Below are 15,427 nucleotides of genomic sequence, written 5' to 3'. Positions count from 1 at the left end.
TTATCCCCCATAACAGCCGGGCTGATTTTATCTTCTTTTCCTTTCCTCTTTCTGATTGTATATTTATCCCAAATAATAAAAAATCCCTCATTAAAAGGGAGTGATAATAAATTATGAATACCCGCACTTATGCATATGCCCTCCTGGCTGTAGCGGGGATCCTTCTTGCTGTTGATGGGCCTGGACTGTGGGGAATCTTTTTCCTGGTGGCTGGTCTTTTTCCTATGCTCGCTGGTTCCCGGCGAAAAACAGGGAAGGCAGAAGCAGTATTCGCACTCTTGCTTTTCTTGCTTTTTTACTTTCACGGCGGCTGGTATTCTGACAGGACAGCCTCCGTGCTCGTGGGTACAGAGACTTACTTTGCCGGTCAGATTATCACAGAACCTGTCACAACCGGTTCTGGACAATGGTCCTTTCAAATGAAGCTGAATAATGGTGAAAGAATTCAGGTTTTCCTGCAGGAGAATGAAGAACCGCCATTCTATAATGATTATTGCGGCTTCACAGGAGAGCTTGTACAGCCTGGGCAAGGAAGAAACCCTGGCTCTTTTGATTATGGCACCTATTTAAAGCGGCAGGGAATTAACTGGATTATCAGACCGGATCATTTCGGGCCGGCTTGCAGAACAAATAATACAACACTTATGGCTGCTGCTTTAAAATTCAGAAAAGCAGGCATAGAAAAGATTATGGCCAAAGACGATGCAGAAGCCTCATCCCTGATTGCTGCCCTGGTTTTCGGTGAAAGGTCTTTTCTGTCTGCTGACAGAACAGGGGTTTATCAGCAGCTTGGAATCCTTCATTTACTCGCGGTGTCAGGACTCCATACAGGGCTTGTAGCATATTCGCTGTATTATTTGCTTTGCAGGATCGGGATTACAAGGGAGAGATCATCCCTCGTATTAATATTTATTCTACCGGCCTATATAGTAATAGCTGGCGGCGCTCCTTCTGTAGTACGTGCCTCTCTAATGTGTATAGCTGTACTTGCGGCACGACAGCTTAAGTGGAAAGTAAAGGCTGCGGATACACTCTCCATCCTTTGTCTGATATTGCTGTTATATAATCCCTTCTATATTTTTCAGCTGGGATTTCAGCTCTCCTTCTTAACGAGTTTCTCCTTAATACTTTCTTATAATCTTTATAAGAACGATTCTCCAGTCGTTCAGGTAATAAAAGTAACTATTGTTGCACAGCTTATTTCTCTTCCTCTGATTCTTTATCACTTTTATGAAATATCCCTGCTTACCGTTCCGTTTAACTTAATTTTTATCCCCTTTATATCCTTCTGGGTTCTTCCTCTTTCATATTTCACCACTGCTTTATTGTTTATTTTTCCATCAGCTGGTTCTGTCAGTTATTATTTGATCTCCACAACCCTCAGAATTGTACACACTGCAGCTGATACTGCTGCAACCTGGCACTGGGATATGCTTGTTTTTGGAAGGCCCGCAGGCTTTATGCTTATTCTCATTGTTCTGTCCGTTCTTTATTTTTTTACTTCTTATGAAAGATCTTCAGGAATAAGCAGACTTTTTTCCTCTCTAATTGTTTGTTTTTTGCTTTTTCTTCAGCTCATTCATCCATATTTCAATAATAAGGCGGTTATTACGATGCTTGATGTGGGCCAGGGGGACGCGGTAGTGATAGAGCTTCCATACAGGAAAGGCATTTATTTGATTGATACTGGAGGAGCTGTGGTTTTCGGGGAGGAGCCTGATATACTAAACCAGAAAGGGCCCGGAATAAGGGCTTTGCAGCCATTTTTAAAGGAAAAAGGGATTAAAAAAATCGACAAGCTGATAATCACTCACGGACATCTTGACCACATGGGAGACGGCTGTCATGTTGCCAGAAAGTTCCCTGTAAAAGAAATTTATTTTCCTCAGTCCTCACCGCCTGCAGAGTCGGTTCTGCCTGTACTGCAATGTATGCTGCAAACAGGGAGTGCTTTTAAGCTTGTGTCTGAGGGGGGAGGCTGGAAAACAGGGGAAGCTGTCTTTACAGCTTTAAATCCTGCAGGAACTGAAATTACAGAGAATAACCGTTCTATTGTATTGCATGCAGTAATTGAAGAGGTTGCTTTCTTATTTAATGGGGATCTTGAAGAAGAAGGGGAGAAAAGGCTGATTTCTGATTACCCAGTGTTATCAGCTGACATATTAAAAGCCGGCCATCATGGGAGCCGTACCTCTACTACAGAAGAGTTTCTTCAGCATGTCAGCCCAAAAGCTGTATTGATATCTGCAGGAAGGAATAATTTATACGGCCATCCTCACGGGGAAGTTATCAGCCGTTTGGAAGAGCAGGGGATAGCTGTTTACCGAACCGATCTGCAAGGTGCGGTAGAAATATCAGTAAAGAGAGGACGGGCTGATTTCAGGACGATGACCGGAGATCAATAAAAAGTATATGAAAAGGAAAAACACACTGCCGGCAGGGAAGTGTGTTTTTTAATGGTTCTATGTAATTGTCTTAACGAGTTCCAAAAAATTCAATTACCTGTGCGATAGCAAAAATGGAAATGAAGAATACAAAAGATACGACAAAACCTACACCGCTGTCTATAAGGTCATTTCTTTTTGACTGTACATCTTTTTCGAAATCATTCATATAAAATCCCTCCTGTCACCATTTTAGTATACGGTAATAATAAAAAAAAATCCAGTTTTAATTCAATCAAAATAGTCCCGGAAAGCTGACTTTTTTGTAAAGAGTTGTCACCTATAGAAGTGCGCTGCATAGGATAAGATAACAAATACAGAAAGAGACAGATCAATAAAGGATTATCGCTGCAGTGGAGTTTTCCCGGGTGCTTCACTTCAGCGTTTATCATAAATGGGAAGAGACAATTACTGTCCTCTTCCCTTTTTCCATTATATTAACACATATGGTAATATGGAAAGAAAGCTGGAGGGGGGGCTGAAATTGTCGTATATTAACTTAATACAGCGAATAAAGAAGGGGAATTTATCTCCGGTATATCTGCTTGCCGGGCAGGAAGATTATCTTATTGAAGATACACTCCACCGTATAGTGAATGCATGCTTAACAGCTGAAGAAAAAGAGTTCAACCTTTCCAGATATGATATGAAGGAGTATCCTGTGGAAATGGCTGTTGAAGAAGCTTACACCTTTCCTTTTATGGGCGGTAAACGAGTTGTTATTGTCAAAGACGCTTATTTTTACAGTTCTGGAAAAGAGTCGTCAAAAATTGAGCATGATTTGAAAAAACTCGAAGCTTATCTGGAGAATCCTGCACCTGAAACTGTCTTTATAATTCTCGCCCCGTATGAGAAACTGGACGAACGGAGAAAAATAGTAAAACTTGCTAAAAAGAATGGCGAACATTTGGATGGTTCAGCTTTATCTGATAAAGAATTAGGGGAATGGGTTGCAGAAAGGTGCAGAGAGTTTGGCACCTCGATTACGGAGGGAGCTTCAGAGCTGTTAATACAGCTGACAAGCGCAAACCTGATGATAATGGCTTCTGAGTTAAAGAAGCTTTCTATATACGCAGGGGAAGGTGCCGAAATAACAAAGGACATTGTGGACAGCTTAACAGCAAGATCACTGGAACAAAATATTTTTGCTTTAGTTGATGGCGTTGTAAAGCAGGAAATAGATAAAGCCTGGAAAATATACCAGGACTTGCTGAAACAGAAGGAAGATCCGCTGAAAATTATCGCTTTGATGGTAAGGCAGTTCAGAATTCTTTACCAGGTGAAACAACTTTCAAGGCAAGGGTATGGGCAGAAACAAATTGCCTCACAGCTGAAGCTTCACCCATATGTCGTTAAACTAACTGCAAATGAATCGAGAAGGTTTGAGGACGGAGAGCTTCTCAGCCTTCTGGATCAGCTGGCAGATATGGATTATCAGATAAAAACAGGAAAAATTGATAAATTTATTGCTGTTGAAATGTTTTTTTCCAGACGCAGTATGCCGGTCAAATCTGTATGAGTGCTCTTGTACCCTTATGCCCTGTGTAAAGGGGTACATCCTGTAAAATTTAATAACAAAAAAGGCGTCCATGGCGGACGCCTTTTTCATGTTCTGTACTACTTTAGACAGTATTCGTACATACTATCCATAATCATCTGCACATTATATGTATATAGAGCAAGTAAAAAGGCATTCAACCTCTTTTAAGGGAATGCCTATACCGGATTACTTATGCAGATACTTCGTTTAAACGCTTTTGCAAACGGGATTTCTGGCGATTTGCAGCGTTTTTATGGATAAGACCTTTGTCAGCTGCTTTATCAATTTTTTTGGTTGCCACCAAGAATGCTTCTTTAGCACCTTCAACATCATTGTTTTCAGCTTTTGCGTTAAACGTTTTGATAGATGTTCGCAGGTCAGATTTGAATGCAGCATTTTGTGCGCGACGCTTTTCGCTTGTCTGAACACGTTTAATAGCAGATTTAATGTTAGCCATCCGTTTCACCTCCTTGATGCAACCGTAATAACGTTCCCTTTTACGTGCAACAATAAGGATTGTACCAAAAGCATTTTTAAATTGCAACAGGAAAATTAACATACGGGGCAGTTCCCATCATGTTCATGCAGGTGCAGAGATAAGAAAACTATAAAGAGGTGATATGAAAAATGGGTGAAGAACTGGATTTAAGCCAATACCAGGTACGGACTGACCTGGCGCTGGAAGCACACGAAATGTTAATGGAAAAAGAAAAACAGCAAATTGCGGAAGAACAGGAGAATCAGTCTTCAATAGATGGAGTCGTCGTCAAGGAGCGGGAAGAAGACGGGGTAAGGATTACTAAAGTAGATATTTCTGAAGAAGCTACAGAACAAATAGGGAAAAAAGCGGGCCAGTACTTGACGTTTGAAGTGCAGGGGATCAGGCAGAAAGATACGCAGCTTCAGGATCGTCTGGAGGAGATTTTCGCAAAAGAGTTTAGTTTGTTTCTAAAAGAGCTGGGGATTACGAAGGATTCCAGCTGTCTTGTAGTGGGTCTGGGAAACTGGAATGTTACTCCTGACGCTCTTGGCCCCCTTGTCGTTGAAAATCTCCTTATTACAAGCCATCTGTTTGAACTGCAGCCTGAAAACGTGGAAGAAGGCTTCCGGCCGGTGAGCGCAATCACTCCGGGAGTAATGGGAATTACAGGAATCGAAACGAGCGATATTATTCACGGAGTTGTGGATAAGGTGAAGCCGGATTTCATTATAGCTATTGATGCGCTGGCGTCCAGGTCCATTGAAAGAGTTAACACAACAATTCAGATTTCGGACACTGGTATTCATCCTGGTTCAGGAGTGGGGAATAAGCGGAAGGAACTTTCAGAAAAAGTACTTGGAATTCCAGTTATCGCTGTAGGTATACCGACAGTAGTGGATGCTGTTTCCATTACGAGTGACACGATTGATTTCATACTTAAGCACCTTGGCAGAGAAACAAGAGAACAGGGAAACCCTAAACGCAAGCTGGCGCCGGCAGGTATGACATTCGGCGAAAAAAGAGTGCTGACAGAAGAAGACCTCCCTGGAGAAGAGGAAAGAAAACAGTACATGGGGGTAATAGGTTCTCTTGAAGATAATGAAAAAAGGCAGCTTATCTCGGAAGTTCTGAATCCTATCGGACACAATCTTATGGTTACACCAAAGGAAGTGGATGTTTTTATTGAGGACCTGGGCAATGTACTTGCCCAGGGCCTGAATGCTGCTTTGCATCAAAATATCAACCAGGATAATGTTGGGGCGTACACTCATTAAGTTTTTAAAGTATTTGAAACAATTTCATCATTCGAGATTTTCAAATCGAATGCGCTCATTATCTTAAAAAGTTGCTTTGTTGTTCGATTTACGCTTCAGACGGACGCGTTCTGCGGGCACGGCTTCAACTAATTTTTTCCGGCTGAACGCCGTCAAAAATGGATTTTCAGCTCGCGCTGTTCCCGCAAGAGTCGCCGTCTTACGCTGCAATCGAAAGCAATGTTCGTCTTTTTTTACACACCCTATATATTAATTCTTTGAATCAACGTCATCATTCAAGATTTTCAAATCGAATACGCACATTATCTTAAAAAGTTGCTTTGTTGTTCGATTTACGCTTTAGACGGACGCGTTCTGCGGGCACGGCTTTAACTAATTTTTTCCGGCTGAACGCCGTCAAAAATGGATTTTCAGCTCGCGCTGTTCCCGCAAGAACGAGCATCTTCTTCACCGAAAATGCGTCGAGTTGTCTCGACGGATTTTCTACCGAGCTAATCCTGGCAATACTCTTTTTGCAACGAGTAATCGCAGGAGCAGAGTTCTTTTTGCGACGAGTAATCGCAGGAGCAGAGTTCTTTTTGCGACGAGTAACCGCAGGAGCAGAGTTCTTTTTGCGACGAGTAACCGCAGGAGCAGAGGAAGAGACAGTCACCGCCGTCTTACGCTGCAATCGAAAGTAATGTTCGGCTTTTTATTCAAAGTTATATATGAATTTCCATTCATTTAGTAAATAACTGTTCTATCCTGTCCAGCTTGTCATAAATATGTATCAGGACACTGCTGAAGAAAGGATGGACAGTATGAGAAAACATCCATACCGACGAAGAAAAAACAGTGCCTGGAACAGGACAAGCATTCAAAAAAGCATCGTTTCGGCTGTTTTAGGAATAATTTCGCTTTTTTTCTTCAGCTCACTGCTCACTGCTATGGGCCCTGGATATTCTCTCTCCTCATCATCAATTAATGATGCGAGCAGGAATATCTCCAACGAAATGTTCGTCTATATGATGGGCATGGAAAACAGGCATCTGTTGAAGGCCTTGCCCGAAGACCATAAAGCTCCTTCCGTAACCTCGGCTGTTTTTGAATTGGCTACCAGCATTAATCCGGAAGATCCGCGGAGCCTGCTTGGAAGAGAGCTTCCTGGCTTCGCTCTTTTTGACGGAAGAATATTTGCGGCAAGTGAGGAAATCAGTTATGCAGATATGCCTGTGGAATCTTCTCCTCCAATGGAAGTACTGATGGCTGAGAGAGAAGCATCAACAGAGCGTCTGGAAGAAATGGATGAGTTCAAGGAAGCATTATCAGGGGAAGAAGAGCTCGAGAAGGTGGTTCATATTATTCATTCACATAATCGTGAATCATTTTTCCCTGAACTCAAAGATGTAGATGTTTCTGATCCACATCAGGCAAATCACGGTACAGTTAATATTACCCTCGCCGGTGAACGTCTTGGTCTGGAGCTTGCGAAAAGAGGGATTGGAGCAGAAGTCGATACAAGTGATATAGGCGCAAAGCTTAACGAGAGGGGCTGGCAGTACGGGCAATCGTACAGTATGTCACGGGAGGTTCTGCAGGGAGCAATTGACGCCCATGGAGAATTTGAATTTTACTTTGATCTTCACCGTGATTCAGCAAGAAGGGAAAAAACTACCGTTGAACTAAACGGAGAAAAATATGCGCAAATCTTGTTCGTTATTGGTAAAGGGAATCCTGAGTATGAGAAAAATCTGATGGTGGCAAACGATTTATTTGAAAGGTTGAAGCAGGAATATCCTGGAGTAGGGAAGTCGGTCTATTCCCCGCCTGTTACAAGCGGGAGGAATGGAGTTTATAACCAGGATCTATCTCCTAACTCCATCTTAATAGAATTCGGCGGAGTGGATAATTCTTTAGAAGAGGTTTATCGTTCTGTAGAGGCCTTTGCAGAGGTTTTCAGCGATTATTATTTCTCCGGTGCTCTATCGGAAGATGGGGAAAGGGAGTAGATTATTATGGGACATCTCCTTGGCAGAGGATTTTTTCTTACAACTATTCTGATGTTTGGGTTTATACTTGGGATTTTATACTCTAACCATATATCAGCCGGACCAGAAAGACATCAGGAGAATAACGGACCAGGTTCGGGTATTCTTGCCTCTCTTAGTAACAGGCAGCCTTATCAGGGATATATACTGAAAGAGACGGAAGATTATAAAATTGAAATTGAAGACGGGGATAATACAGTCATTTATGAACATGATGACGAATCAATCAGAGAAAATCTTATCCAAAGGGAAGATTTAAAAAGGGACCTTACTGGTAAACAGCAGCAGGCGGATGAGGATGCCGGTTATAATTTTTTCTCGGATATGGGTCTCAGAACAGCTGATGCCCTGGAAGGAACTTTCCGGAAATTTTTCTCTCTTGTTGATGATTGAGTACCTCTTTGACCTTTAAACTTTGTTTAAAGGTTTTTTCTTTGTGAAAAAACGAGGGGTTACATAACTTCAGAAAGTAGGATTCGTTCCCTCGCTGTTGCAAAGGGCGTGGTCAGGTAACGAAAGGGTATGATTCTTTCCCGCGTTATGTGAAAGCAGCACCGTCAGGTAACGAAAAGTCCCATTCGACCCACAAGTGACTCAAGGAAACTAAAGTAATTTACACTTCGGTAAAAAGATATTTGATGAATAACCGCCATTATTGCTATAATGTTTGTTAGTGTATTTCTCGGAAAACAGTAGGAGTGATGGCGAGATGAAACGAGAAGACCGTATTAAACGGCGTGACAAAATACGTAATTTTTCTATAATAGCCCATATTGACCACGGCAAGTCTACTTTGGCTGACCGTATTCTTGAAAAAACAAGTGCGTTAACACAGCGGGAAATGAAGGATCAGATGCTTGATGCAATGGATCTGGAGAGAGAACGCGGTATTACTATAAAATTGAACGCTGTACAGCTGAAATATATTTCCAATGCAGGAGAGGAATATATTTTTCATTTGATTGATACTCCGGGGCATGTGGATTTCACCTATGAGGTGTCAAGAAGCCTTGCAGCCTGTGAAGGTGCTCTGCTTATTGTGGATGCAGCACAGGGTATAGAAGCCCAGACACTTGCTAATGTGTATTTAGCTCTGGATAATGATTTGGAAATTCTTCCTGTAATTAATAAGATAGATCTTCCGAGCGCGGAGCCTGAGAGGGTTGCCCAGGAAGTGGAAGACGTGATCGGCCTTCCAAAGGAAGATTGTGTTCCTGCCTCTGCTAAGAGCGGGATTGGTATTGAGGAGATTCTTGAAGCTATAGTTGAAAAAGTTCCTGCTCCATCCGGAGACCCGGAAGCACCTTTGAAAGCCATGATTTTTGATTCTCTTTATGATCCATACAGAGGCGTTATTGTTTATATGCGAATAGTGGAAGGGACTGTGAAGCCAGGTGAAAAAGTACGGATGATGGCTACCGGCAAGGAGTTTGAAGTACAGGAATTAGGAGTATTTACTCCTAAGCCTGACGCAAGAGACGAACTCACAGTCGGGGATGTAGGATTCATGGTCGCTTCTATCAAGAATGTCAGTGACACAAGAGTCGGTGATACAGTTACACACGCAGCCCGTCCGACAGCAGAACCTCTTCCAGGGTACAGAAAGCTGAACCCTATGGTATTCTGCGGATTGTATCCAATAGATACGAATGATTATAATGACCTTCGGGAAGCTCTTGAAAAACTGGAGTTAAATGATGCTTCACTCCAGTTTGAACCCGAAACTTCCCAGGCTTTAGGATTTGGGTTCCGATGTGGTTTTCTTGGTCTGCTTCACATGGAAATCATACAGGAACGTATTGAACGTGAATTTAATATTGACCTGATTACAACTGCACCGAGCGTTATTTATAATGTTCATCTGACTGACGGCGAATCAATGAGAATTGATAACCCATCCGCGATGCCTGATGCTCAGAAAATCGAATATGTGGAAGAACCTTATGTAAAAGCACAGCTGATGGTTCCTAACGAGTATGTAGGAGCGGTAATGGAACTGTGCCAGAAGAAAAGGGGAACATACGTAGATATGCAGTACATGGATGAAAATCGTGTAACGATTACTTATGAACTGCCCCTTGCAGAAATAGTGTATGAATTTTTCGATACATTAAAATCTAACACAAAAGGCTATGCCTCTTTCGATTACGAGATGATCGGCCACCGGGAAAGCCGCCTCGTTAAAATGGATATTCTTCTTAATGGAGAGCAGATTGATGCCTTGTCGATTATCGTTCACCGTGACAGCGCCTATCAGCGTGGAAAAGCGATAGTTGAAAAACTGAAGGAGCTTATTCCAAGGCAGCAGTTTGAAGTGCCTGTCCAGGCCAGTATAGGCCAGAAAATTATTGCCCGGTCCACCATAAAGGCAATGCGTAAAAACGTACTGGCAAAATGTTACGGCGGAGATATTTCCCGTAAACGTAAGCTTCTTGAAAAACAAAAAGAAGGTAAGAAGCGGATGAAGAGTGTAGGAAGTGTGGAAGTTCCTCAGGAAGCATTTATGTCAGTACTGAGCATGGACGAAGGCGACAGTAAATAAAATACTATAATTGTCCAGAAGGCCGCAGGAGGTTCCTGCGGTCTTTACCATAATAAAAAGAGGCGGGATACAGAATGATTAAGGCTTTATATGTACATGTGCCTTTTTGTGAACAGATATGCCATTACTGTGATTTTAATAAATTTTTCCTGGCAAACCAGCCTGTTGATGAATACCTGGACCTCTGTGAAACTGAAATGAGAAATACAGTGAAAGCTTTTTCCACTGAAGGTCTTTCTTCAATCTATGTTGGCGGAGGGACGCCAACCTCGCTGAATGTCCATCAGCTTGAAAAGCTTCTGAATGGCGTGAAGGCTAATTTTCCTCTGGCGCCGAAATATGAATGGACTGTGGAAGTAAACCCGGGAAGTGCAGACAGTGAAAAATTTAAAATGATGAACGAAACCGGGGTAAACCGGCTCAGTATCGGAGCTCAGACCTTTGATGAAGCTCTTCTTAATAAAATCGGCAGAGACCACAGACCGGAGCAGGTGGAGGAAACTATTGCGGCAGCACGTGCTGCTGGGATAACTAATATATCTGTTGACCTCATGTTCGGCCTTCCGGGCCAGACATTGGAACAGTTCAGAGAAACGTTGGAAAAGGCAGTGGCGCTCCCCATTGACCATGTGAGCGCGTATTCCCTTAAAGTTGAGGAGAAAACAGTGTTTTATCAGCTCTGGAGAAAAGGGAAACTCCCGCTTCCAGGAGAGGATGCAGAAGCGGAGATGTATGAAGAGCTTAGGAAGTATATGCTGGATGCAGGTTTCCATCAGTATGAAATCAGTAACTTTGCGAAACCTGGTTTTGAAAGCTCCCATAACTTAACATACTGGCAAAACGAAGAATACTACGGGATAGGTGCAGGTGCCCACAGCTATACTGCCGGTACCAGAAGAATAAACCATGGCCCACTTCCAAAATATATGAATGCTGTTAAAGAAAGCGGCTTTCCATACCGGGAAGAACACGAAGTTACCTTAAAGGAAAAAATGGAAGAAGAGATGTTCATGGGACTGCGTAAACTTGCTGGTGTTTCAAAGCAGTTGTTCAAGGATAAATACAGCAGGGAAATATCCGAGGTTTTTCCGTTAGCGGCAAACCTGACAGAAAAGGGACTCCTGGAGGAAGATGAGGATACTTTCAGGCTTACGGAAAAAGGACTGCTGTTAGGAAATGAAGTCTTTGAAGGTTTTCTTCTGAGCGATGATTAAAACGACTTCTTATCTTCGTTAAACGCGGAAACTGGGCAGGAGTTATAAGGCAATTTAAGTGCTTTGCTTTACCTTTAAAATAAATTTTACAGCAGTAAATTCTGTCGATTGACAAGAGGAATCCTTCTTTGGTAAGTTATTATATAGATTTAGCACTCAACACTCCCGAGTGCTAACAGGAGGGGATGAATATGCTGACAGAGCGCCAGCTGCTTATATTAAAAGCTATCGTAGACAACTATATTACTCATGCAGAACCTGTAGGCTCAAGAAGCGTATCTAAACGGGAGGACATTGATTACAGTCCTGCGACAATACGTAATGAAATGTCAGATCTCGAAGAGCTGGGGTTTCTTGAAAAGCCCCATAGTTCAGCAGGGAGAATTCCGTCTCACAAAGGCTATCGTTATTATGTTGATCATTTATTGTCTCCAAAAAAGCTGTCGAAAAATGAAATTATTGGTATTCAGTCCATGTTCAGGGACCGCTTCAGCGAAATTGAGCAAGTGATCCAGCAATCAGCAAAAATCCTTTCCAATCTAACAAGCTACACTTCGATTGTTCTGGGGCCGGAAGTTTTCGAATCCACTCTCAGACAAATTCAAATTGTTCCAATATCCTCAAGTGCAGCAGTGGCGATTATAGTTACTGATACCGGGCATGTTGAAAATCAGACAGTTGCGCTTCCGGAGAACCTCGATGTTAATGAGCTGGAGAAGGTTGTAAATATTTTGAATGCCAGCCTTAAAGGGGTCCCGCTTGTGAAATTGCGTGATAAACTCACTACTGAAATAAGCAAAGTCCTTGAAAAATATATTGACCAGTATGATGAAATGCTCTCTTTGCTGAATAAAACTTTTCTCTCGCAGCAAAATGAAAAAGTATTTTTCGGCGGCAAAACGAACATACTGGCACAGCCTGAGTTCAATGATGTTGAACGGGTAAGGCGGCTGTTTAATATCTTTGAAGAAGATGAACTGATTTCAAGATTGTTTCGCCCTGAAGATAAAGGACTAACAATAAAGATAGGCCAGGAAAACCGTTTTGAGCCTTTTGATGACTGTACAGTGGTTACAGCCACCTATTCAGTAGAAGGGAAAAACATGGGGACGATAAGTATATTGGGACCAACGAGAATGGAATACCAGAGAGTCATTGGTATTCTGGATTATCTCTCCAAGGATTTGTCGAAACTATTGACAAAAAGGTACCAGCAGTAACATTGCTTGACAATTGTACGATGGGGATTTAATGTGCATAGTGCAGCGGGGTGCTTTTTGTACTCAGGAAGTTCCCTGCGGTGCTTTTGAGCACTGAATTTAAGGAGGTGACAGTAGTGGAAAACAAAAACGAAATAAACAAGGAAGATCTTGAACATAAAGTTGATGAGGAAGCATCCGCACCAGAAAATGCAGAAGAACCATTTGATGCGGAAGTGGCTGAGGAAGAAACAGCTGAGGAAGATGCTGTTTCAGATTCAGAAGAGGAAAACAGCCCTTCCAATGAGAAGGAACTGGAAGAAAAACTGGAGGAATCAAACAACCGCCTCCTTCGCTTACATGCAGATTATGAAAACTTTCGCCGCCGTACACGACAGGAAAAAGAGGCGGATGCTAAATATAGATCTCAAAGGCTCGCAGAAGAACTTCTTCCTGCGATCGATAATTTCGAAAGAGCACTGAAAACGGAGATCGAGTCAGAGGAAGCAAAAAACCTTATGGCCGGTGTGGAAATGGTTTACCGTCAGCTGAAGGATGCCCTTAAGAAAGAAGGGATTGAAGAGATAGAAGCTGTTGGAAAGCCGTTTGACCCTAATTTTCACCAGGCAGTGATGCAGGTGGAAGAAGAAGGCTTCGATTCCAATACAGTAGTTGAAGAACTGCAAAAAGGTTATATGCTTAAAGACCGGGTAATCAGACCAGCAATGGTTAAAGTGAACAGTTAAAGAATTACATACTGAATTAAAGGGAGGAAGTATTATGAGTAAAGTTATTGGTATTGACTTAGGAACCACAAACTCTTGTGTAGCCGTCATGGAAGGCGGTGAATCTACTGTTATAACTAACGCAGAAGGTTCAAGGACGACCCCTTCTGTAGTGTCTTTTAAAGATGGAGAGCGCCAGGTTGGTGAAGTGGCAAAACGCCAGATGATCACTAACCCTAATACGATTACTTCCGTTAAGCGCCATATGGGTACTGACTACAAAGTAGAAGCTGAAGGGAAGGAATATACACCTCAGCAGATCTCAGCGATCATCCTTCAGAAACTGAAAGAAGACGCGGAAGCTTATCTTGGCGAGAAAGTTTCAAAAGCTGTTATTACAGTTCCTGCTTATTTCAACGACTCTCAGCGTCAGGCAACAAAAGATGCAGGTAAAATTGCAGGGCTCGAAGTTGAGCGTATCGTGAATGAGCCTACTGCAGCTGCTCTTGCTTACGGGCTTGACAAAGAAGAGGACCAGACAATTCTAGTATATGACCTTGGTGGAGGAACTTTTGACGTATCCATTCTTGAGCTCGGAGACGGATTCTTTGAAGTTAAAGCTACATCAGGCGACAATAAACTTGGCGGAGACGACTTTGACCAGGTAATTATTGATTATTTAGTAGCGGAATTTAAGAAGGACAATGGTATTGATCTTTCTCAGGACAAAATGGCACTTCAGCGTTTAAAGGATGCGGCTGAAAAAGCGAAGAAAGATTTATCTGGTGTTTCCCAGACACAAATCTCCCTTCCATTTATTACAGCTGACCAGTCCGGTCCTAAGCACCTGGAACTTACACTGTCCCGTGCTAAGTTTGAAGAGCTCTCTTCCGAACTTGTGGAAAGAACAATGGGGCCTACACGCCGTGCATTGCAGGATTCCGGACTTTCATCAAGCGAGATCGATAAAGTTGTTTTAGTTGGTGGATCTACCCGTATTCCTGCAGTACAGGAAGCAATAAAACAGCTTACAGGAAAAGATCCTCATAAAGGGGTTAACCCTGATGAAGTTGTTGCACTTGGTGCAGCTATCCAGGCAGGAGTTTTAACAGGGGACGTTAAAGACGTTGTTCTTCTTGATGTAACTCCACTGTCATTAGGAATTGAGACAATGGGCGGAGTATTCACTAAGCTTATTGACAGAAACACAACCATTCCTACAAGTAAATCACAGACTTTCTCCACTGCGTCTGATAACCAGCCGTCAGTAGATATTCATGTTCTGCAGGGAGAGCGGGAAATGGCTGCCGATAACAAAACTTTAGGCCGCTTCCAGTTAACTGATATTCCTCCGGCACCTAGAGGCGTGCCTCAGATTGAGGTTTCATTTGATATCGATGCAAACGGTATTGTTAACGTACGTGCAAAAGACCTTGGTACAAATAAAGAACAATCCATTACTATTACTTCTTCCTCAGGTCTTTCTGATGAAGAGATTGAAAACATGGTAAAAGAAGCAGAAGAAAATGCAGAGGCTGATAAGAAACGCCGTGAAGAAGTGGATCTTCGCAACGAGGCTGATCAGCTTGTCTTTACTACAGAAAAAACATTGAAAGACCTTGGCGACAATGTTGACGCAGCAGACAAAGAGAAAGCGGAAGCTGCAAAAGACAAAGTAAAAACAGCTCTTGAAGGTACAGACATTGAAGCGATCCGCACTGCAAAAGACGAGCTTCAGGAAGTAGTCCAGCAGCTTTCCACAAAACTTTACGAGCAGGCTGCACAGCAGGCTCAGGCTCAGCAGGGAGCTGAAGGAGCGGAAGGACAGCAGGGAAGCGAAAACGCAGACGATGTTGTTGACGCTGAATACGAAGAAGTTAATGATGACGATAAAAAACAGCAATAATCAAGGTTAGTGGAAAAGTCAAAGTCAGGTAGTCCTCGGCTTTGACTTTTTTCACGAAAAACCATATCCTTACAA

The 15,427-nt window shown here is 42.5% G+C and carries 14 protein-coding genes; 10 read left to right on the top strand and 4 right to left on the bottom strand.

Annotation, left to right across the window (positions count from 1 at the left end; translation table 11 throughout):
- The first annotated feature begins 113 nt into the window (after positions 1-113).
- Complete coding sequence (locus tag BK582_RS22875; protein ID WP_078597243.1) at positions 114-2,405, top strand: DNA internalization-related competence protein ComEC/Rec2; 2,292 nt, start codon at positions 114-116, stop codon at positions 2,403-2,405.
- A gap of 70 nt (positions 2,406-2,475) precedes the next feature.
- On the opposite strand, the gene BK582_RS22870 is transcribed toward BK582_RS22875, so the two are convergent.
- On the bottom strand, positions 2,476-2,613 hold the full coding sequence (locus tag BK582_RS22870) for a YqzM family protein (protein WP_078597242.1): 138 nt from the start codon (positions 2,611-2,613) through the stop codon (positions 2,476-2,478).
- Between the two features lie 315 nt (positions 2,614-2,928).
- Between BK582_RS22870 and holA the strand changes: the two genes are divergently transcribed.
- The gene (gene holA / locus BK582_RS22860; RefSeq protein ID WP_078598251.1) at positions 2,929-3,963 is read left to right on the top strand and encodes a DNA polymerase III subunit delta; all 1,035 of its coding nucleotides are present in this window, start codon (positions 2,929-2,931) and stop codon (positions 3,961-3,963) included.
- 211 nt (positions 3,964-4,174) lie between these two features.
- On the opposite strand, the gene rpsT is transcribed toward holA, so the two are convergent.
- Entirely contained in the window at positions 4,175-4,441 is a 267-nt protein-coding gene (rpsT, locus tag BK582_RS22855; protein WP_078597240.1) for a 30S ribosomal protein S20, read from the bottom strand.
- A 170-nt stretch (positions 4,442-4,611) separates the two neighbouring features.
- Between rpsT and gpr the strand changes: the two genes are divergently transcribed.
- The gene (gene gpr / locus BK582_RS22850; protein ID WP_078597239.1) at positions 4,612-5,739 is read left to right on the top strand and encodes a GPR endopeptidase; all 1,128 of its coding nucleotides are present in this window, start codon (positions 4,612-4,614) and stop codon (positions 5,737-5,739) included.
- Positions 5,740-5,802: 63 nt separating this feature from the next.
- On the opposite strand, the gene BK582_RS27370 is transcribed toward gpr, so the two are convergent.
- Both BK582_RS27370 and BK582_RS26615 read right to left on the bottom strand, forming a co-directional pair.
- Entirely contained in the window at positions 5,803-5,949 is a 147-nt protein-coding gene (locus BK582_RS27370) for a hypothetical protein (RefSeq protein WP_169911224.1), read from the bottom strand.
- Positions 5,950-6,046: 97 nt separating this feature from the next.
- Positions 6,047-6,409 (bottom strand): hypothetical protein, encoded by a 363-nt coding sequence (locus BK582_RS26615; RefSeq protein ID WP_139368290.1) that lies wholly within the window; start codon positions 6,407-6,409, stop codon positions 6,047-6,049.
- Positions 6,410-6,539: 130 nt separating this feature from the next.
- On the opposite strand from BK582_RS26615, the gene BK582_RS22845 reads away from it, so the two are divergent.
- From BK582_RS22845 to dnaK, 7 genes are all read left to right on the top strand, one after another.
- A complete protein-coding gene (locus tag BK582_RS22845; protein ID WP_078597238.1) occupies positions 6,540-7,727 on the top strand; it encodes a stage II sporulation protein P in 1,188 nt (395 codons plus the stop codon).
- Positions 7,728-7,733: 6 nt separating this feature from the next.
- Positions 7,734-8,159 (top strand): hypothetical protein, encoded by a 426-nt coding sequence (locus tag BK582_RS22840; protein WP_078597237.1) that lies wholly within the window; start codon positions 7,734-7,736, stop codon positions 8,157-8,159.
- Positions 8,160-8,475: 316 nt separating this feature from the next.
- Complete coding sequence (gene lepA / locus BK582_RS22835) at positions 8,476-10,308, top strand: translation elongation factor 4 (RefSeq protein WP_078597236.1); 1,833 nt, start codon at positions 8,476-8,478, stop codon at positions 10,306-10,308.
- A gap of 74 nt (positions 10,309-10,382) precedes the next feature.
- Positions 10,383-11,522 carry a radical SAM family heme chaperone HemW gene (gene hemW, locus BK582_RS22830; RefSeq protein ID WP_078597235.1) on the top strand — a complete coding sequence of 380 codons (1,140 nt, stop codon included), beginning with the start codon at positions 10,383-10,385 and terminating at the stop codon, positions 11,520-11,522.
- 191 nt (positions 11,523-11,713) lie between these two features.
- A complete protein-coding gene (gene hrcA / locus BK582_RS22825; RefSeq protein WP_078597234.1) occupies positions 11,714-12,742 on the top strand; it encodes a heat-inducible transcriptional repressor HrcA in 1,029 nt (342 codons plus the stop codon).
- Between the two features lie 116 nt (positions 12,743-12,858).
- Positions 12,859-13,467, top strand: coding sequence for a nucleotide exchange factor GrpE (grpE, locus tag BK582_RS22820; protein WP_139368289.1), 609 nt, complete (start codon positions 12,859-12,861; stop codon positions 13,465-13,467).
- A gap of 34 nt (positions 13,468-13,501) precedes the next feature.
- Positions 13,502-15,352, top strand: a complete 1,851-nt coding sequence (gene dnaK, locus BK582_RS22815) for a molecular chaperone DnaK (protein WP_078597233.1) — start codon at positions 13,502-13,504, stop codon at positions 15,350-15,352.
- Positions 15,353-15,427: the final 75 nt, after the last annotated feature.

The organism is Evansella clarkii (genome assembly GCF_002019695.1).
Taxonomy (GTDB): Bacteria; Bacillota; Bacilli; order Bacillales; family Salisediminibacteriaceae; genus Evansella; species Evansella clarkii.
This window is presented reverse-complemented; position numbering and strand designations above follow the sequence as displayed.